This is a genomic window from Labrys sp. KB_33_2, assembly GCF_052114505.1.
Taxonomy (GTDB): Bacteria; Pseudomonadota; Alphaproteobacteria; order Rhizobiales; family Labraceae; genus Labrys.
In genome coordinates, this window is record NZ_JBFREW010000001.1 from 82,668 (window position 1) to 100,375 (window position 17,708).

Annotated in this window: 17 protein-coding genes; 10 read left to right on the forward strand and 7 right to left on the reverse strand. The window is 63.9% G+C overall.

Features of this window, described 5'->3' with window-relative positions; genetic code table 11:
- The first annotated feature begins 3 nt into the window (after positions 1 to 3).
- The 5 genes from AB4037_RS00390 to AB4037_RS00410 all read left to right on the forward strand — a co-directional run bounded on the left by AB4037_RS00390 (position 4) and on the right by AB4037_RS00410 (position 6,195).
- A complete protein-coding gene (locus tag AB4037_RS00390) occupies positions 4 to 144 on the forward strand; it encodes a GNAT family N-acetyltransferase (RefSeq protein WP_441770162.1) in 141 nt (46 codons plus the stop codon).
- A gap of 287 nt (positions 145 to 431) precedes the next feature.
- Positions 432 to 872, forward strand: a complete 441-nt coding sequence (locus AB4037_RS00395) for a MerR family transcriptional regulator (protein ID WP_434958041.1) — start codon at positions 432 to 434, stop codon at positions 870 to 872.
- Positions 873 to 890: 18 nt separating this feature from the next.
- The gene (locus tag AB4037_RS00400) at positions 891 to 2,669 is read left to right on the forward strand and encodes an acyl-CoA dehydrogenase C-terminal domain-containing protein (protein ID WP_441770163.1); all 1,779 of its coding nucleotides are present in this window, start codon (positions 891 to 893) and stop codon (positions 2,667 to 2,669) included.
- Between the two features lie 114 nt (positions 2,670 to 2,783).
- Entirely contained in the window at positions 2,784 to 3,992 is a 1,209-nt protein-coding gene (locus tag AB4037_RS00405) for an acetyl-CoA C-acetyltransferase (RefSeq protein WP_434958039.1), read from the forward strand.
- A 1-nt stretch (position 3,993) separates the two neighbouring features.
- Entirely contained in the window at positions 3,994 to 6,195 is a 2,202-nt protein-coding gene (locus AB4037_RS00410; RefSeq protein ID WP_441770164.1) for an FAD-dependent oxidoreductase, read from the forward strand.
- Positions 6,196 to 6,239: 44 nt separating this feature from the next.
- On the opposite strand, the gene AB4037_RS00415 is transcribed toward AB4037_RS00410, so the two are convergent.
- Complete coding sequence (locus AB4037_RS00415; RefSeq protein ID WP_434958037.1) at positions 6,240 to 7,244, reverse strand: quinone-dependent dihydroorotate dehydrogenase; 1,005 nt, start codon at positions 7,242 to 7,244, stop codon at positions 6,240 to 6,242.
- Positions 7,241 to 7,600 (reverse strand): DUF952 domain-containing protein, encoded by a 360-nt coding sequence (locus AB4037_RS00420; protein WP_434958036.1) that lies wholly within the window; start codon positions 7,598 to 7,600, stop codon positions 7,241 to 7,243. Before AB4037_RS00420 ends, AB4037_RS00415 begins: the two co-directional genes overlap by 4 nt.
- Before the next feature lie 538 nt (positions 7,601 to 8,138).
- Between AB4037_RS00420 and AB4037_RS00425 the strand changes: the two genes are divergently transcribed.
- A complete protein-coding gene (locus AB4037_RS00425; protein ID WP_441770165.1) occupies positions 8,139 to 10,379 on the forward strand; it encodes a transglycosylase domain-containing protein in 2,241 nt (746 codons plus the stop codon).
- Positions 10,380 to 10,515: 136 nt separating this feature from the next.
- On the opposite strand, the gene AB4037_RS00430 is transcribed toward AB4037_RS00425, so the two are convergent.
- Complete coding sequence (locus AB4037_RS00430) at positions 10,516 to 10,887, reverse strand: YraN family protein (protein ID WP_441770166.1); 372 nt, start codon at positions 10,885 to 10,887, stop codon at positions 10,516 to 10,518.
- Positions 10,884 to 11,810, reverse strand: a complete 927-nt coding sequence (rsmI, locus tag AB4037_RS00435) for a 16S rRNA (cytidine(1402)-2'-O)-methyltransferase (RefSeq protein WP_434958033.1) — start codon at positions 11,808 to 11,810, stop codon at positions 10,884 to 10,886. The genes AB4037_RS00430 and rsmI overlap by 4 nt, the downstream gene beginning before the upstream one ends.
- A 137-nt stretch (positions 11,811 to 11,947) precedes the next feature.
- Between rsmI and pncA the strand changes: the two genes are divergently transcribed.
- Positions 11,948 to 12,565: a bifunctional nicotinamidase/pyrazinamidase gene (gene pncA, locus AB4037_RS00440; RefSeq protein ID WP_441770167.1), complete on the forward strand. Its 618-nt coding sequence runs from the start codon at positions 11,948 to 11,950 to the stop codon at positions 12,563 to 12,565.
- 61 nt (positions 12,566 to 12,626) lie between these two features.
- Here the strand turns inward: pncA and AB4037_RS00445 are convergent, their stop codons facing one another.
- From AB4037_RS00445 to AB4037_RS00455, 3 genes are all read right to left on the reverse strand, one after another.
- Positions 12,627 to 13,406: an ABC transporter permease gene (locus tag AB4037_RS00445; protein ID WP_434958031.1), complete on the reverse strand. Its 780-nt coding sequence runs from the start codon at positions 13,404 to 13,406 to the stop codon at positions 12,627 to 12,629.
- Between the two features lie 2 nt (positions 13,407 to 13,408).
- Complete coding sequence (locus tag AB4037_RS00450) at positions 13,409 to 14,140, reverse strand: ABC transporter permease (protein ID WP_441770168.1); 732 nt, start codon at positions 14,138 to 14,140, stop codon at positions 13,409 to 13,411.
- A 117-nt stretch (positions 14,141 to 14,257) separates the two neighbouring features.
- Positions 14,258 to 15,046, reverse strand: a complete 789-nt coding sequence (locus AB4037_RS00455; RefSeq protein WP_434958029.1) for a transporter substrate-binding domain-containing protein — start codon at positions 15,044 to 15,046, stop codon at positions 14,258 to 14,260.
- Between the two features lie 201 nt (positions 15,047 to 15,247).
- On the opposite strand from AB4037_RS00455, the gene AB4037_RS00460 reads away from it, so the two are divergent.
- The 3 genes from AB4037_RS00460 to AB4037_RS00470 all read left to right on the forward strand — a co-directional run bounded on the left by AB4037_RS00460 (position 15,248) and on the right by AB4037_RS00470 (position 17,632).
- Entirely contained in the window at positions 15,248 to 16,279 is a 1,032-nt protein-coding gene (locus AB4037_RS00460; protein ID WP_434958028.1) for a histone deacetylase family protein, read from the forward strand.
- Positions 16,279 to 17,157, forward strand: coding sequence for an N-carbamoylputrescine amidase (aguB, locus tag AB4037_RS00465; RefSeq protein WP_434959696.1), 879 nt, complete (start codon positions 16,279 to 16,281; stop codon positions 17,155 to 17,157). Before AB4037_RS00460 ends, aguB begins: the two co-directional genes overlap by 1 nt.
- An 88-nt stretch (positions 17,158 to 17,245) precedes the next feature.
- The gene (locus AB4037_RS00470) at positions 17,246 to 17,632 is read left to right on the forward strand and encodes a DUF2794 domain-containing protein (RefSeq protein ID WP_311940882.1); all 387 of its coding nucleotides are present in this window, start codon (positions 17,246 to 17,248) and stop codon (positions 17,630 to 17,632) included.
- Positions 17,633 to 17,708: the final 76 nt, after the last annotated feature.

Here is a 17,708-nt window from a genome sequence, read left to right on the forward strand (position 1 = left end):
GCGATGGGCCAGTGGGTCGGCCGCGTCGGCCCCTGGCAGCCCGAAGGCTGGCCAGGCACGGAAATCGGCTGGGCGCTGTATCGTTCCCATTGGGGCAAGGGCTATGCCACGGAGGCTGCGGCGCGCTGCGTCACCTGGGTCTAGAGGAGCTCGGATGGCAGGAGATCGTCCATGTCATCCATCCCGACAACGCGGCCCCCATCGCCGTAGCCAGAAGGCTTGGTCCGCAGCGGTTGGGGTCGACCAGCCTGCCGCCGCCCCATAGCGGAGCGCTCTACGAACTCTATGGGCAACGGCGCCGATAAAACACGGAGGGCAGGGTTGGGCGGAGTGAATCCTCGACCTCGCGGGCTTCACATTCTTGCGACCGCATCTTGACGTTAACGTAAACTGAATGTATTTCCTCCTCATCCGCGATGCAGAGGTGTACGATGTCACTGAGCGAGATGGCCTTCTCCGATGAAGCCGCCGACCTGCGGAAGGGTGGACAGCGCAAGGAGCAGTTCACCATCCATGAACTGGTCACCGAGTTCGAGGTGACTTCGCGTACCCTGCGTTTCTACGAAGAAAAGGACCTGCTGACCCCCACGAGGCGGGGCCAGGAGCGTATTTATTCCCGTCGTGATCGCGCACGCCTCAAGCTTGTCCTGATGGGCAAGAGCGTCGGCTTCTCGCTCGAGGAGGTCAAGTCGATGCTCGACCTCTATGATCTCGGCGATGGCCAGGCCACGCAGTTGCGCGTCGCCCTCGAGCGGTTCGAAGAGAAGCTCGCCGAGCTCGACCGTCGCCGTCGCGACATCGACCACGCTTATGCCGAACTCAGCCATGCGCGCGACACCGTGCGCAGCCGCCTCGCCCGTCAGCAGAAATAGTCGAACAGGAACAGACAGATGCCCAGCTACAAGGCTCCCGTGGAGGATGTGATGTTCCTCCTCAACGACGTGCTCGACATCAACAAGTACAACAATCTTCCCGGCTTCGAGGACGTCTCCCCGGAAACCGTCGGCGCCATTCTCGGCGAAGGCGCCAAGATGTGCGAGGAGCTGCTGCAGCCTCTCAATGTCAGCGGCGACCGCGAGGGCTGCATTCGCTCCGACGATGGCGCGGTGACGACGCCGGATGGTTTCAAGCAGGCTTATCAAGCCTATCGCGAAGGCGGCTGGGTCGGCTTGCCGGCCCCGGCGGAATATGGCGGCGCCGGCCTGCCGGCTGTGCTCAACTCGGTGATGCAGGAATTCGTGTCGGGCGCCAATCTGGCCTTCGGCATGTATCCGGGACTGACCCAAGGCGCCATCGCCGCTCTCCTGGAGCATGGCAGCGATGAGCAGAAGCAGGCCTACCTGCCCAAGATGATAGCCGGCGAATGGACCGGCACGATGAACCTCACCGAACCGCATTGCGGCACCGATCTCGGCCTGATCCGCACCAAGGCCGTGCCCGTCGGCGATGGCTCCTACAAGATCTCCGGCACCAAGATCTTCATCTCCGCCGGCGAGCATGACCTGGCCGACAACATCGTGCATCTGGTGCTCGCTCGCATCGAGGGCGCGCCTGAAGGCACCAAGGGCATCTCGTTGTTCGTGTGCCCGAAAGTTCTGGTCAACGCCGATGGCTCCCTCGGTGACCGCAACAAGGTCTCCTGCGGCAAGATCGAGGAGAAGATGGGCATTCACGCCAATTCGACCTGCGTGATGAACTATGAAGAGGCCATTGGTTATCTCGTCGGTGCCGAGAACAAGGGCCTCGCCGCCATGTTCGTGATGATGAACGAGGCGCGCCTGGCGGTCGGCATGCAGGGTCTGGCGCTCGGCGATGTCGCCACCCAGAACGCAGCTGCCTATGCCCGCGACCGTCTACAGGGCCGGGCCCTCACCGGCGCCAAGGAAGCGGGCAAGGCGGCCGATCCCATCATCGTGCATCCCGACGTGCGGCGCACCTTGATGACCGCCCGGGCCCTCAACGAAGGCGGCCGCGCTTTGGCGCTCGCCACTGCGCTCCAGGCCGATATCCATCGTCGTTCCCCCGATGCGGCCGCGCGCCAGGCGGCCGATGACCGGCTTGGCCTGCTGACGCCGATCGTCAAGGCCGTCCTTACCGAAAACGGCCTGCAGAATGCGATCAATAGCCAGCAAATGTTTGGCGGTCACGGCTATATCGCCGAGGTCGGCGTCGAGCAGTTCGTGCGGGATGCGCGCATCACCCTGATCTATGAAGGCGCCAACGGTATTCAGGCTCTCGACCTCGTCGGGCGCAAGCTGCCGCGCGACGGTGGCCGCGCCATGATGGCCTATCTGGGGGAATTGAACGGTTTTCTCAAGGCCCATGAGGCAGACGAGGCGCTCAAGCCCTATATTGCTCCCTTGAAGGCTTCGGCCGGCCACCTGCAGCAGGCCACGATGTGGCTGATGCAGAATGCCCTGGCCAAGCCGGACAATGCCGGCGCGGCTTCGACCGATTATCTCCACCTTTTCGGCCTGGTCGCGCTCGGCCAGATGTGGGCGCAGATGGCGAAGGCGGCGCTGGCGAAGGGAGACGATGCCTTTGCCAGGAACAAGCTGGTGACGGCCAGGTTCTTCGCGGACAGGCTGCTGCCGGAAACCGGGCTGCGCCTGGCCCGTGTCACGGCTGGTGCCGGCGACGTGATGGCTCTGGAAGCCGAGGCGTTTTGATTGGAGCGCGGCCATCTCGGCGACATGCAGACATGTCGCGATGTCCGCTCTTGTAAGCTGTATGTCTGATCGGGAAAAGCGGGCAAGATGCTCGCGCTCCCAGGGAGAGACCCAATGAGCGAAGCCTTCATTTACGACGCCGTGCGTACGCCGCGCGGGAAGGGCAAGGCCGATGGCGCCCTGCACGAGGTCACCAGCCTGTCGCTGGCGAGCCAGACGCTGAGGGCCGTGGCCAAGCGCAACGAGCTGCCGGAGAATGCGGTGGAGGACGTCATCCTCGGCTGCGTCGATCCGATCGGCGAGGCCGGCGGCGACATCGCCCGCATCGCGGCCCTGCATGCAGGCCTTGGCGAGAAGGTACCGGGTGTGCAGATCAACCGTTTCTGCGCGTCGGGCCTGGATGCAGTGAACCTTGCGGCCGGCCAGATCGCCGGCGGCCAGAAGGACCTCGTCGTTGCCGGCGGCGTCGAGAGCATGTCGCGCATCGGCATGATGGCCTCGGGTGGTGCCTGGGCGCTCGACCCCTCCAGCGCGGTGCCGACCTGGTTCATGCCCCAGGGCATTTCCGCCGATCTGATCGCCACCAAATATGGTTTCTCGCGTGACGACGTCGACGGCTATGCGGTGGAATCGCAGCGCCGTACCGCCCAGTCCTGGAGCGAGGGGCGCTTCGCCAACTCCGTCATCGCCGTCAAGGACATCAACGGCCTGACCATCCTGGACAAGGACGAGCATATGCGCCCGTCCACCACCATGCAGTCCCTGGCCTCGCTCAATGCCTCTTTCGTGCAGATGGGCGAGATGGGTGGCTTTGACGCGGTCGCGGTACAGTCGCATCCGGAAGTCGAGAAGGTCAGCCACGTCCATCACGCCGGCAATTCCTCCGGCATTGTCGATGGTGCTTCCGCCGTGCTGATCGGTTCGGCCGAGGCCGGCAAGCGCTTCGGCCTCAAGCCGCGCGCCCGTCTCCGGGCAGCTGCCTCGATCGGCTCGGATACCGCCCTGATGCTGACCGGTCCCGTCGACGTCACCGAACTCTTGCTGCGCAAGGCCGGCATGAGCAAGGCCGACATCGATCTGTTTGAGATCAACGAGGCCTTCTCCTCGGTGGTGCTGCGCTACATGCAGGCCTTCGATCTCGATCCCGCCAAGGTCAATCCCTGCGGCGGCGCCATCGCCATGGGCCATCCGCTCGGCGCCACCGGTGCAATGATCCTGGGCACCGCTCTCGACGAACTCGAGCGCACCGGCAAGTCGACCGCCCTGATCACGCTGTGCGTTGCCGCCGGCATGGGCGCCGCCACCATCATCGAGAGGATCTGAGATGAACAATTTCCGCTTCGATGTCGATAGCGACGGTATCGCTCTCGCCACCTGGAACATGCCCGGCCGCTCGATGAACGTCATCACCGTGGAGGTGATGGAGGAACTCGGCCAGATCCTCGATCGCGTGACCTCCGATGCCGCCATCAAGGGTTGCGTGATCGCCTCGGGCAAGGACGCTTTTTCCGGCGGCGCCGACCTCACCATGCTCGAGGGCATGGGCCAGCGCTATGCCAAGGCGCGCGCCGAGCTCGGCGAAGAGAAGGCGATGGAGACCTTCTTCGCCGAGAGCCGCTTTCTCTCTCAGCTCTATCGACGCATCGAAACCGCAGGCAAGCCCTTCGCTGCCGCCATCAACGGCGTCTGCCTGGGTGGCGCTTTCGAGCTTACCTTGGCCTGCCATTATCGCATCGGCGCCTCCGACAATGACAAGGCCCGCGTCGGCCTGCCCGAAGTCAAGGTCGGCCTGTTCCCCGGTGCCGGCGGCACCACCCGCGTGTCCCGCCTGATGAAGCCGGACCAGGCCCTGCAGATGCTGCTCAAGGGCGATCAACTGCGCATCAGCCAGGCCCAGAAGATGGGTTTGCTGCATGCCGTCGCGCCGCGTGAGGAATTGGTTGTAAAGGCCAAGGAATGGATCAGGGACGGTGGCTCGCCGGTGGCGCCCTGGGATGTCGAAGGCTTCCGCCTGCCGGCCGGCCCGGTCTATTCCAAGGCCGGCATGATGGTGTTCCCGCCGGCGAACGCGCTCTATCGCCGCGAGACATACGACAATTATCCCGCCGCCCGGGCCATTCTGCAATCGGTCTATGAGGGCCTCCAGCTGCCCTTCGACCGCGCGCTCACGGTGGAATCGCGCTATTTCGCCCATGTGCTGCGCTCGACCGAGGCGCGCTCGATGATCCGCACTCTGTTCGTCTCCATGCAGGAGTTGAACAAGGGCGCGCGCCGTCCGGCCCTGCCGCCGTCTAACCTCAAGCGCGTCGGCGTGGTCGGCGCCGGCTTCATGGGCGCAGGCATCGCCTATGTCTCGGCACTGGCCGGGCTCGACGTGGTGCTTGTTGACCGCGATCAGGAAGCCGCCGACAAGGGCAAGGCCCATTCCGACGGCCTGATCACCGGCCAGATCAAGAAGGGCCGCGCCTCGATGGCCGATAAGGAAGCCCTGCTCGGCCGGATCACCGCCACGGCCGATTTCAACGCGCTCGCCGGCGTCGACCTCATCGTCGAGGCCGTGTTCGAGGATCGCACCGTCAAGGCCGAGGTGATCAAGAAGATCCAGGCAGTGATCAGCGAGGATACCGTCTTCGCATCGAATACCTCCACGCTGCCGATCTCCTCGCTGGCCGAGAACTCGGCCCGTCCCGAACAGTTCGTCGGCGTGCATTTCTTCTCGCCGGTCGACAAGATGCTGCTGGTCGAGGTGATCAAGGGTGCCAGGACCGGTGACAAGGCCATCGCCGTGGCGTTCGACTTCGTGCGGGCGATCAGGAAGACGCCGATCCTGGTCAATGACGGCCGCGGCTTCTTCGCCAATCGCTGCGTGCTCAACTATATCCGCGAAGGCCATCTGATGCTGGGCGAGGGCGTGCCGCCGGCGATGATCGAGAACGTCGCCCGCGCGGCCGGCATGCCGGTTGGGCCGCTCTCGCTCAACGACGAGATCGCCATCGACCTGGCATGGAAGATCCTGCAGGCCACCAAAAAGGATCTCGGTGAGGCCGCCATCGATCCGGCGCAGGAGAAGCTGCTCGATGCTTTGCTCAATCAGCATGGCCGCCTCGGCCGCAAGAACGGCAAGGGCTTCTACGATTATCCCGCCGGCGCCTCCAAGCGGCTATGGCCGGGCCTGTCGGATCTCCAGGCGGTGAAACTCGATCCCGACACCATCGACAAGGAGACCCTGAAGCACCGTTTCCTCGTGGTCCAGGCACTGGAAGCGGCTCGTACCGTGGAGGACGGCATCATCACCGACATGCGCGAGGCGGATGTCGGCTCCATCCTCGGCTTCGGCTTTGCGCCGTTCACGGGGGGAGCCCTGTCCTATATCGACGGCATGGGCAGCAAGGCCTTCGTGGCCCTGTGCGATAAGCTGGCAGCCACCTTTGGCCCGCGCTTCCAGCCCAACAAGCTGCTGCGCGACATGGCCGCCAAGGACGAGCGTTTCTACCAGCGCTTCAAGCCGGAGAAGAAGGCGGCGTAATGACTTCTGGGATCGCGGGCAAGGATGCCTGCGATCCCAGACGATTACCGCAGTCCCTTCTTGATCTGCCGGATCAGGCCGGGGCCTTTGTAGACCAGGCTCGAATAGAGCTGCACCAGCGTGGCGCCGGCCTCGAGCTTGGCCTTGGCGGTCCTGGCTGAATGAATGCCGCCGACCCCGATCAGGGGGAAACGGCCACCGACACGCCGCGCCGTTTCGGCCAGCACCTGCGTGGAGAGTTCGAACAAGGGCGCTCCCGACAGGCCGCCGGTTTCCTTGGCCGTCTCACGCTCCTTGAGCGTCTCGGGCCTGGAGATCGTGGTGTTTGAGACGATCATGCCGTCGAGCTTGTGGGCGAGGGCGCGGTCGACGATGTCGTCGAGTTCGAACATGGTGACGTCGGGCGCGATCTTGAGAAGAAGCGGGCGACGCGGCCCGATGAGCGCGGCCGTATCGCGCGCTTCCACCGCACGGGCCAGCAATTCGTCGAGCGCCTCGCGCTTTTGCAAATTGCGCAGGCCCGGTGTGTTGGGCGAGGAAATATTGAGGGTGAAATAGGAAGCGACCGGGGCGAAGACGATGATGCCGGCGGCATAGTCGGCGGCCTTGTCCTCGCTGTCCTTGTTGGCGCCGACATTGACACCCAGGATGCCGCGGCCCTTGCGGGCTTTGAGGCGGGCCAGTACGGCGGCATGGCCCTGATTGTTGAAGCCGAAGCGGTTGATCACACCCTCGTCCGCCGGCAGGCGGAACAGGCGGGGGCGGGGATTGCCATCCTGCGGCCTCGGCGTGACGCTGCCGATCTCCACGAAGCCGAAGCCAAGCTTGAACAGCGGATCGACGACCTCGGCATTCTTGTCGAAGCCGGCGGCCACGCCGACCGGATTGGGGAAATCGAGCCCGAAGGCCTTCACCTTGAGCGAGGCCGGATCGGGGAGGGAAGGCGGCATCGGCAGGCTGCGCAGGGCGGAGAGCGTAGCCTCATGCGCTTGCTCGGGATCCATCCGGAACAAGCGGGGACGGATCAGGGCGAAGGCTGCGCCGATCATGGCTGCTGGCTCGAAAGGAACTCGAGCGGGAAGACATGGTGGCCGTCCGCTCCGAGCGGCAGGGGCGCCGTCCATTCGACCAAATCGAGGGGCAGGGCGGCATAAAGATGCGGGAACAGGGCACCGCCGCGCGAGACTTCCCATTTGAGGGCCTCGCCCAGCCTGTCAGCCTCGACGGCGGCGAGAATGAGATCGTCCTGCCCGGCAAAATGCCGGGCGGCCGTCTCCTGCGCTGTCTCGGCGGAGGAAAAATGGATGTAGCCATCCTGGACATCGACGGGCGCCCCATCGAAGCGCCCGCTGGCCTCGGCATTGCGCCATTGTTGCGCCGTCAAGATCTTGTAGATGAGCGCCATAGATCCTCCTGCCGTTTCCTGGAGCGTTTTGCGATTTGGCTGAATAGCCAAGTGTCGCAAAACGCTCCAGGAAACGTCTCCTACAAGGCGCGGAGATTTTACGAAAGGGCCAAAGCGTTTTGCGATTTGGCGGAATCGCCAAGAATCGCAATGACGCGTCAAAACATAGAGCGAGGGCGAAGAAGCGTTTGCGTCCAAACGCGTTTTGCTCTCGCCTGCCGCGGCCTGCACGGTTTTTCCACGCTTTGCACGGCATCGATGCTTGAATGCGCCACGACAATGACGGATTGACGCCTTGTTCATGCCTTTCGCGCAGCGGAAAGCAGGAGGAAATTCCGGTGGTAACCGTTGTTAACCCAACGCTGCTATGACTGGTCTGATTGCAGGGGCGTCTTGCGATTGGCGGTATCGCCAAGAATTGGCAAGACAATCGTAATGACGCGATAGCCAATCCGTCGGATCGGCTGGAAATGATGAGTTAGAGCAAGGGAGCGTCCACGCTTGAACGCGCTTTGTTCTGGAGTTTTGGAAGGCAAGGATGGCGCAAGGGCAACGGCGCATGGTTGAGCGGGTCGAGCCGCGTTTCGAGCCGGAAGCAGGCGAGGAGGCCGATCAGGGCGATACGTTTCGCCTGACCCGGGAAGATCGGCCCGCGCCCGTACCGCTGGAGCAGCGCGATCGCGCGCCCTCGCGCGCCAAGGCCGTGCGTTCGAAGAAGGGCTGGAGCCTGTTCGGCGGATCCTCCTCTCGAAGTGGCGGTGGTTCGTCCCGCCGCGGCGGAGGCGGTGGTAGTTCTGGCGGCGGAGGACGCAAGCCCAAGCGCCGCCGCTCGATGCTCTACCGCCTGACCTATTGGTCCTTCGTGATGTGCATGTGGGGCCTGCTCGGCGTTGGCGGCGTGGTGGCCTGGTATGCCGCCAATTTGCCGCCGATCCAGAACCTGGAAGTGCCGCCGCGGCCGCCCAATGTGAAGATCGTCTCGGCTGATGGCACCGTGCTCGCCAATCAGGGCGAAATGGGCGGCGCCGCCGTCTCGCTCAAGGATCTGCCGAAATATGTGCCTCTGGCCTTCGTCGCCATCGAGGATCGGCGCTTCTATTCCCATTACGGCGTCGACCCGCAGGGCTTGGCCCGCGCCGGTTATGTCTATCTCACCACCCATCGCCTGACCCAAGGCGGCTCGACGCTGACCCAGCAGCTGGCCAAGAACGTCTTCCTGACGCCGGAACGCAGCCTGCGCCGCAAGATCCAGGAGGCCATCCTCGCCGTCTATCTCGAGCGCAAATTCTCCAAGAACCAGATCCTGGAGATGTATATCAACCGCGTCTATTTCGGCGCGGGTGCCTATGGCATCGAGGCGGCGGCGCAGCGTTATTTCCGCAAACCTGCCAAGAATCTCACCATTGCCGAAGCCGCGACCCTGGCCGGCCTGGTCAAGGCTCCGTCGTCACTCGACCCGACCAAGAACCCCAAGGGTGCGCATGACCGGGCCCAGCTCGTGCTCGACGCCATGGTCGATACCGGGGCGATTTCCGCACAGGACGAGAAGGCGGCTCAGGCCACGGCGGTCAAGGTTTCCAAATTGGCGGTTCGCTCTTCCGGCAATTATCCGGCCGACTGGATTTCCAACCAGCTCAGCGATCTCACTGGCCCGCTCGACACCGACGTGGTGGTGGAGACCACCATCGACGCCAAGCTGCAGAACCTTGCCGAGCAATCCCTGCGCCAGGGCCTCGACAAGTCCGGCGGCAAGCTGCGCGTGAGCCAGGGGGCCCTGGTTGCGATGGATCCCGATGGCGCCGTGCGCGCCATGGTGGGCGGGCGCTCCTATGCCGAAAGCCAGTTCAACCGGGCGATCTCGGCCTATCGCCAGCCCGGCTCCACCTTCAAGCCTTTCGTCTATCTCGCCGCGCTGATGAACGGCGCCACGCCCGAAACCGTACGTGACGATGCGCCGATCACTCTGGCGGGCTGGAGCCCGAAGGACTTCTCGCGCGAATATCGCGGCCCGGTCTCGCTGACCACAGCGCTTGCCCTCTCGCTCAATACGGTCGCGGTGCGCCTGTGCGCCGAAGTAGGCCCCAAGGCGGTGGTGGCGGTTGCCCACAGCCTCGGCATCAATTCCAATCTCGAGCCCAATCCCTCCATCGCCCTCGGCACCTCGGAAGTCACACCGCTGGAGATCACCTCGGCCTATGCCACTTTCGCCAATGGCGGGCGCATGGTGATCCCCTATGTGGTCAGGAGCATCAAGACCGAGAAGGGCAAGGTGCTATTCCAGCGCCAGGCTCCCGGCAATCAGCGCGTCATCGAGGACGACAAGGTCGGCATGATGAATGCGATGATGAGCCAGACGCTGACGGTCGGCACGGCGCGCAAATATGGCCTGCCAGGCTGGCAATCGGCCGGCAAGAGCGGCACCAGCCAGAATTATCGCGATGCCTGGTTCATCGGTTATACCAGCCACATGGTGACGGCCGTCTGGCTCGGCAACGACGACGGCACTTCCACCTCGCGCATGACCGGCGGCAGCCTGCCGGCCCAGATCTGGAACGAGTTCATGCGCGGTGCCCACAAGGGCGTGTCGCCGGCGCCGTTGCCCGGCAAGCCCTGGGTGCGCGAGGCGCCGCCGCCGGAGGACGTCATCGCGGCGCAGCCGCAATTCGACGGAGCGCCGGAGGACCAGCCGGTGGCTGTCGAGCCGGTGATGACGGCCAATGCGCCGCGGAACACCGGCCGGCCGATCGCGGATTGGCTGAACCGGGTACTGGGGCGGTAAGTCTTGGAGGACTGGTTTGCAGGACCGGCCTGCAATGTGGCGGTTGCTGGTAGGGCGCGGTAATCCTTCCCCAGCTTCGTGGGGAGGGTGGGGTCGTGCCTCATTCGTGACGCAGTCGTTTGAAGATCAGCTCCCCTTATCCCAGATCCATTTCGAACCAGTTCTCCAGGTGTCGCGGCCAGCGCCGTGGCATCACGAAGACCGCATCGAAACGCTGGGTGAGCTGGGCCTGATCGGGATGGCGCGCCAGCCAGGCCCGGGCGGCGGTGGCTATACGCCGCTGCTGGGTGGGCGTGATCGCTTCGAGCGCCACCGCCAGATCCGCTCGTGCCTTGACTTCAACGAACACCAGCGTGCTGCCGCGCAGGGCGATCAGGTCGATCTCGCCGCCCGGCACCTTGAAGCGGCGGGCGAGCAGGCGATAGCCCTTGAGGCGCAGCACCCAGGCCGCTTTTGTCTCGGCATTGAGGCCGACACGGAAGGCAGCCTGGCGTTCGAGCCTGCTCAAGAGGCCCTGCTGCGGCGCTCCGAGGCCATCTCGACGGCGCGGGCATAGACGTCGCGCTTGGACAGGCCGAGGCGGGCCGAGACCGCGGCGGCGGCATCCTTCACCGAAAGCGTCTCGAGGGCAGCGGCGAGCGATGCCTCGATGTCGTCGGCGCTGGCTGGTTCCTCGACGGGCGGGCCGACCACCACGACGATCTCGCCTCGCGGCTCGTCGGCAATGGCGAAATCAGTGGCCAGCGACACCAGCGTGCCGCGATAGACGGTCTCATAGGCCTTGGTCAGTTCCCGCGCCACGGTCGCTGCTCGGTCGCCGAGTGCCGTCGCCATGGCGGCTAGGCTGTCGGCGAGACGCGGGCCGCTTTCGTAGAAGATCAGGGTGGCGGGAATGGTCTTGAGCTCGGCGAGGCGGTTGGACCGGGCACCGTCCTTGTTGGGCAGGAAGCCCTCGAAAAAGAAGCTGTCGGTCGGCAGGCCTGCGACGGCCAGCGCCGCAAGCGCGGCGGAGGGGCCGGGCGCCGCGAAGACGGGAATTTCCTCTTCGATCGCTTCGCGCACCAGCTTGAAGCCGGGATCCGACACCATCGGCGTGCCGGCGTCCGAAACCAGGGCGACGCCCTGGCCGCTGGTAAGGCGCTCCAGGATCTGGGGCCGTACGCGGGGCGCGTTGTGGTCGTTATAGGCCAGGAGCTGGGCGCTGATGCCATAATGATTGGTGAGGCGGCTGGTGACGCGCGTATCTTCGCAGACGATGAGATCGGCGGCCGCCAGCGTGGTCAGCGCCCGAAGCGTGATGTCCGAAAGATTGCCGATGGGCGTCGCCACCACATGGAGACCCGGCAACAGGGAGGGGGCGGTCAAGCGCTGGCCATGCAGCAAATAGCTGTGCTCGGCGTCGACGATGGCGGGAGAGAAATCTGGACGCATGGGGTCCTGCCTTTGCCGGCCGCGAGTCGCAATCCGCAGCCTATTCTTCTGTGTAGCTCCCTGAGAATCAAAGGCAAGTTGATCTTCCAGCCGGGGTGATCAAGATAGAGGCATAACGCCGTGAAGAGAGAGATTTCATGAAGCCCGGCCCGAACGACGTCCTGTTGGTGATCGACGTGCAGAACGACTTCTGCCCGGGCGGGGCTCTGGCCGTGCCCGACGGTGATTCAGTGGTGCCTGATATCAACCGGATGGCCGTGGATTTCGCCCATTGCGTGCTGACGCAGGACTGGCACCCGCCCGGCCACTCCTCCTTTGCTTCCAGCCATCCGGGCAAGGCGCCGTTCACCACGACGACCATGCTCTATGGCGAGCAGACGCTCTGGCCCGATCATTGCATCCAGGGCAGCCAGGGGGCCGAATTCCATCCCGGCCTGGCCCTGCCCAGGGCGGAGATGATCATCCGCAAGGGCTACAATCGCGCCATCGACAGCTATTCGGCCTTCTTCGAGAACGATCGCAAAACCCCGACCGGGCTCTCTGGCTATCTCAGGGAGCGCGGTCTCGGCCGGCTGTTCTGCGTCGGCCTCGCCACCGATTTCTGCGTGCGCTTCTCGGCCGAGGATGCCAGGCGCCTGGGCTTCGAGACCATCGTCGTACTCGATGCCTGCCGCGGCATCGATCTCGATGGTTCCGTCGCTGCGGGGATTGACGCCATGCGGCAGGCTGGCGCCACCCTGGTCGACAGGATCTAGCTTTGGTGTGCCGGTTCCGCTCCATCTCTCGACGGAGCCGAGAAGACCGGCACGCCGGGACTCAATGCGCCTGAGCGGTCGCCGCCAGTTGCGGCATGGCACGATGCAGGTGCCGCGTCAGCCGCTTCTCCAGAAGGTTCCAGACATGGGCGATGGCGAAGACCATGATCAGGTAGATGATCGCGGTCCACATATAGGCCTGGAAATCGAATGTGCGCGAGAAGGCAAGACGTGTCACGCCCATCAGTTCCGGTACCGCCACAAGGGCGGCGACCGAACTCGCCTTGAGCATCAGGATCAACTCGTTGCCATAGGGGCGCAGGCTCACCATCAGGGCCTGGGGTAGAATGATCTTGCGGAAAATCTGGCCTGCATGCAGGCCAAGGGCGAGGCCTCCCTCGGTCTGGCCCCTCGGCAACGACTCGATGCCGCCGCGCAGGATTTCGGCCTGATAGGCGGCAGTATTCAGGGTGAAGGCCACCACCGCGTAGTAAAAACCGTCGCGCAGTAGCCACCACAGGCCGAGATCCTCGAAGAAGGATTTGTGGGTACCAAGGAAGATGCCAAGGCCGTTGTAGATCAGATAGACCTGCGCCAGCAGCGGCGTGCCGCGAAAGAAATAGATATAGCCATAGGCCAGCCCCCTCAGGATCGAATTGCGCGACATGCGCGCCAGAGCGATCGGGAAGGACAGCAAGGCGCCGAGCACCATTGCCAGGGCGACCAGCAGCAGCGTCAGGCGCAGGCCGGCCAGGAAGCGCGGGCCGTAGGTCGCCAGCAGATCGGCGTTGAGGCCGATATCACCGACGAGGCCGAGAAAACCGGACCAGAGCGTATCCATGCTCAAGCCCTCGCCAGGTTCTGGCCGCGATTAAAATACCTTTCCAGCATCGTCTGAGCGACGCCGGACAGGATGGCCATCACCAGATAGAGCAGGCAGCAGGCTGCATAGAACATCAAGGGCTGCTTGGTCGCAAACACGGCTCGGTTGGTCATGTACATCAGTTCGCTGACGGCGATGGCGGAGACGAGCGAGGTGTCCTTGAGGAGCGCCATCCAATTGTTGCCGAGGCCGGGCAGGGCCGTGCGGATCAGTTGCGGCAGGATGATCATGCGGAATGTCTGGCCGCGGCTGAGGCCCAGTGCGGCCGCGCCCTCGCTCTGTCCTCTGGAAAGGCTGCGCAGGGCGCCGAGCCAGACCTCGCTGGAAAAGGCGCCGAGCACCAGGCCGAGGGCCATGAAACCGGCGGCAAAACCGCTGACTTCGATCTGGATGCCGATCCCCAGGGCCGTCAGAAGCGCATTGATGGCGGATTGGCCCAGAAAATAGACAATCAGGATGGTGAGAAGCTCGGGCAAGGCGCGAAACAGCGAGGTATAGATGCCGCAGACGACGCCGAGCCATATGGGGCCGCCATTCTTGGCCATCGCCACGGCGAGTCCAAGCAGCAGGCCGAAAGGCAGGGTGCACAAGGCCAGGCCCAGGGTCATCATGGCCCCTTGCAGCAGCGGGGGGCCCCATCCCGTTGCACCAAATCCCAGAAGTTCCATTCCGTCTCCCCGCCGCCGAGCCATCGGGATAGGGCACTGGCACCGGATTCGATGCCAGGCCGATCAATGCGCCGTCACGTCATGGCCGTTGGCCTCATACGGGGCCAGCGGCCTATGCGTCACGCGTCTCAGGCGGTGGCGTCAGGGCACCCAGAGGTCGAACGGAAAATACTTGGCGTTCAGCTTCTGGTAGGTGCCGTCGGCGTGGATTTCCTCGATCGCCTTGCTGATGGCGTCGCGAAGATCCGTATCCTCCTTGCGCACGGCCGCGCCGACGCCAGTGCCGAAATATTTCACATATTTCTTGATGTCGATCTCGGCCTTGATCTCGCAGCACTTGCCGGCATCGGATTTGAGCCACTCCGTCATGGCGCTCTTGTCGGCCTCGACGGCGTCGATACGCCCTGCGGCCAGGTCAGCATTGGCCTCATCCTGGGCGGGATAGAGCTTCACCTGCGCGCCGCCGGTGCCGATCTCACCCTCCAGGAAGTTGGAATGGATGGTGGAGGACTGGGTGCCGACGATGGCGCTCTTCAGGCCTTCGGAGTCGAAGGATTTGATCTTGCTGTCCTTGGGAGCGACCCAGACGGCCGGCGTCTGGTAATAGGACCTGGAAAAATCGACCTGTTTCTTGCGCTCGTCCGTGATCGACATCGAGGCGAAAATGGCATCGTATTTGCCGGCCTTCAGGCCGGGAATGATGCCATCCCAATCCTGTGCGACGACGGTGCATTTTGCTTTCAGTTTCTCGCAGACGGCCTTGGCGATGTCGACGTCGAAGCCGACGATCTCACCCGATGGCGTCAGGCTGTTGAAGGGAGGATAGGCCCCCTCGGTGCCGATCTTGATGGTCGACCAATCCTTGGCGCTGGCCATGCCCATGCTGGCCATCAGCGCCAATGCGCCGGCCGCGAATTTTACGAAACGCATAGAACCTCCCTGGGTGGTATCGGAATGCTTCTTAGCTCGTATCATGCAAATGTCATCCCGTCCGGCGAATGAAACATTGCCCCTAGGTAAAAGCAATAGGGGCAGAATGGCGCCGGTTGTCCCCTTCGATCTGGTTGCCCTTGCTAAGGCCTGGAAATTGTGATCACAATTCCAGGAACAGTCACTGGAACCCGCTCCCCGATGAAATCCGTCTATTCCGAGCGTCACAAGGGCCATGCCGGCAATGTCGAACTGGTGGCCGGCGCCATCGTGCCGGCCTTCGAGATGCCCTCGCGTGCCGAATTCATCCGCGCCCGCATCGACGCGGTCGGGCTCGGCCCGGTGCTGGCGCCGCAAACCCATTCGCTCGATGCCGCCTTGCGCGTGCACAAGCCTGATTTCATCGATTTCCTCGGGCGGGCCTATCCGATGTGGAAGGCTGCCGGGCGCGAGGGCACGGCGATGCCCTTTACCTGGCCGACGCGCGGCCTGAGGGGTGACAAGCCGCCGGAATCGATCGAGGCGCTGCTCGGCTATTATTCCTTCGACGCCGGGGCGACCTTCGTGGAGGGCACCTGGGACGCGATCAAATCCTCCTATGAGGTGGCGCTGACGGCTGCCGGACTGGTCAAGGGTGGCGAGAAGTCGGCCTTCGCCCTCTGCCGTCCGCCCGGCCATCATGCCGGTTCCGGTTTCATGGGCGGCTATTGCTTCATCAACAATGCGGCCGTGGCGGCGCAATGGTTCCTGGACAATGGCGCTCGCAAGGTCGCCATCCTCGACGTCGACTATCATCACGGCAATGGCACGCAGGAGATCTTCTACGAGCGCGACGACGTACTGGTGCTCAACCTGCATGGCGACCCCGCCAACGAATATCCCTTCTTCCTCGGCCATGCTGACGAGACAGGCGCCGGCAAGGGTGTGGGCTTCAACGTCAACTATCCCATGCCGGCAGGTACCACCTTCGAGGTCTGGGGCGCCGCACTGGACGATGCCTGCGCCAAGGCGGCCGCCTACAAGCCTGACGTGCTCCTGGTCTCGCTCGGGGTCGATACCTTCGAGAAGGACCCGATCAGCGCCTTCAAGCTGAAGACCGAGCATTATCCGCTCATCGGCGCGCGAATCGCCAAGCTCGGGCTGCCGACGCTCTTCGTGATGGAAGGCGGTTATGCCGTGGCCGAAATCGCGGTGAATGCGGTTGGCGTCCTCACCGGCTTCGAGGAGGTATGATGGCCAAAACGACCTTCGGCGTGGTGCAGTTCGCCTGCACCGACAGCGTTGACGACAATGTGGCCACGGCAACGCGGCTGGTGCGCGAGGCGGCCGGTGCTGGTGCCCAAATCGTGCTCGTGCAGGAACTGTTCGAGGATCTCTATTTCTGCCAGGAGGAGAAGGCCGAGCATTTCGCCAAGGCGCGCACGCTGGACCAGGATCATCCGACCCTCAAGGCCATGCGCGCCCTTGCCGCCGAGCTCGGCGTGGTCCTGCCGGTCAGCCTGTTCGAGCGGGCCAACCAAGCCTATTACAACAGCCTCGTCATGGTGGACGCCGATGGTGGCGTCCTCGGCCTCTATCGCAAGTCCCATATTCCGGACGGGCCGGGCTATGAGGAGAAGTTCTATTTCCGGCCCGGCGATACCGGCTTCAAGGTCTGGCCTACCCGTTTCGGCACCATCGGCGTCGGCATCTGCTGGGACCAGTGGTTCCCCGAAGCGGCGCGGTCCATGGCGCTGATGGGTGCGGATGCACTGCTCTATCCCACCGCGATCGGCTCCGAGCCCGCCACCGGCTTCGATTCGATGGAGCATTGGCGCACGGTGATGCGCGGCCATGCCGGCGCCAATATCATGCCGGTGATGGCGGCCAACCGCATTGGTGTCGAGCGCTTCGGCGAGCAGGATCTGACCTTCTACGGTTCTTCCTTCATTGCCGGCCAGCATGGAGAGCTGGTGGCGGAGGCCGGCCGCTCCGGCGAGGCCGTGCTGACGGCAAGCTTCGATCTTGAGGCGATTCGTGCCGAACGCGCTGCCTGGGGGCTGTTCCGCGATCGCCGGCCCGAGCTTTACGGCCGGCTTTCCACCGGAGACGGCAGTCTTCCCCTGCGATGACCGGTTCGGGAGGCAATAAAACTTGAATGGGAGGCGGATCGGCGCAATCATGACATTGTGACGACAAGCCGCTTACACAGGAGGCGTCATGACGGAGGCTGATCCGCCTGGATCGCTGTTTTCGCGAAGCGAAAGCGCAGATGTCGCGCACCTTCCCGCTTCGCGCCGCCCCGATCCACCAGCCATCGCCTTCGACCGGCACGAACTGCGCCAGATCATGAATCTCTACGGTCGCATGGTCTCCCATGGCGAATGGCGCGACTACGCCATCGATTTCCTGCGCGACAAGGCCGTGTTTTCCATCTTTCGGCGCGCCTCGGAGATGCCGCTCTATCGCATCGTCAAGGATCCCTCGCTCGCCCAGCGCCAGGGCGCCTATAGCGTGTTGGCGCCGACCGGCATGATCCTCAAGCGCGGCCACGATCTGGCGCGCGTGCTGCAGGCCATCGACAAGCCGCTGCGCCTGGTGGTGTGAGGACGTCGGTCATCCCTCGCGCGGTGCGGCATGCAGTGTTGCGCCGCAGATCCGGGATAACCGTAAAACAGGATTA

What these genes read in the sequence shown, in the direction of transcription:
- AB4037_RS00390 (WP_441770162.1), top strand. Translation starts at nt 4, where the DNA reads ATGGGCCAGTGGGTCGGCCGCGTCGGCCCCTGGCAGCCCGAAGGCTGG.
- AB4037_RS00395 (WP_434958041.1), top strand. Translation starts at nt 432, where the DNA reads ATGTCACTGAGCGAGATGGCCTTCTCCGATGAAGCCGCCGACCTGCGG.
- AB4037_RS00400 (WP_441770163.1), top strand. Translation starts at nt 891, where the DNA reads ATGCCCAGCTACAAGGCTCCCGTGGAGGATGTGATGTTCCTCCTCAAC.
- AB4037_RS00405 (WP_434958039.1), top strand. Translation starts at nt 2,784, where the DNA reads ATGAGCGAAGCCTTCATTTACGACGCCGTGCGTACGCCGCGCGGGAAG.
- AB4037_RS00410 (WP_441770164.1), top strand. Translation starts at nt 3,994, where the DNA reads ATGAACAATTTCCGCTTCGATGTCGATAGCGACGGTATCGCTCTCGCC.
- AB4037_RS00415 (WP_434958037.1), bottom strand. Translation starts at nt 7,244, where the DNA reads ATGATCGGCGCAGCCTTCGCCCTGATCCGTCCCCGCTTGTTCCGGATG.
- AB4037_RS00420 (WP_434958036.1), bottom strand. Translation starts at nt 7,600, where the DNA reads ATGGCGCTCATCTACAAGATCTTGACGGCGCAACAATGGCGCAATGCC.
- AB4037_RS00425 (WP_441770165.1), top strand. Translation starts at nt 8,139, where the DNA reads ATGGCGCAAGGGCAACGGCGCATGGTTGAGCGGGTCGAGCCGCGTTTC.
- rsmI (WP_434958033.1), bottom strand. Translation starts at nt 11,810, where the DNA reads ATGCGTCCAGATTTCTCTCCCGCCATCGTCGACGCCGAGCACAGCTAT.
- pncA (WP_441770167.1), top strand. Translation starts at nt 11,948, where the DNA reads ATGAAGCCCGGCCCGAACGACGTCCTGTTGGTGATCGACGTGCAGAAC.
- AB4037_RS00445 (WP_434958031.1), bottom strand. Translation starts at nt 13,406, where the DNA reads ATGGATACGCTCTGGTCCGGTTTTCTCGGCCTCGTCGGTGATATCGGC.
- AB4037_RS00450 (WP_441770168.1), bottom strand. Translation starts at nt 14,140, where the DNA reads ATGGCTCGGCGGCGGGGAGACGGAATGGAACTTCTGGGATTTGGTGCA.
- AB4037_RS00455 (WP_434958029.1), bottom strand. Translation starts at nt 15,046, where the DNA reads ATGCGTTTCGTAAAATTCGCGGCCGGCGCATTGGCGCTGATGGCCAGC.
- AB4037_RS00460 (WP_434958028.1), top strand. Translation starts at nt 15,248, where the DNA reads ATGAAATCCGTCTATTCCGAGCGTCACAAGGGCCATGCCGGCAATGTC.
- aguB (WP_434959696.1), top strand. Translation starts at nt 16,279, where the DNA reads ATGGCCAAAACGACCTTCGGCGTGGTGCAGTTCGCCTGCACCGACAGC.
- AB4037_RS00470 (WP_311940882.1), top strand. Translation starts at nt 17,246, where the DNA reads ATGACGGAGGCTGATCCGCCTGGATCGCTGTTTTCGCGAAGCGAAAGC.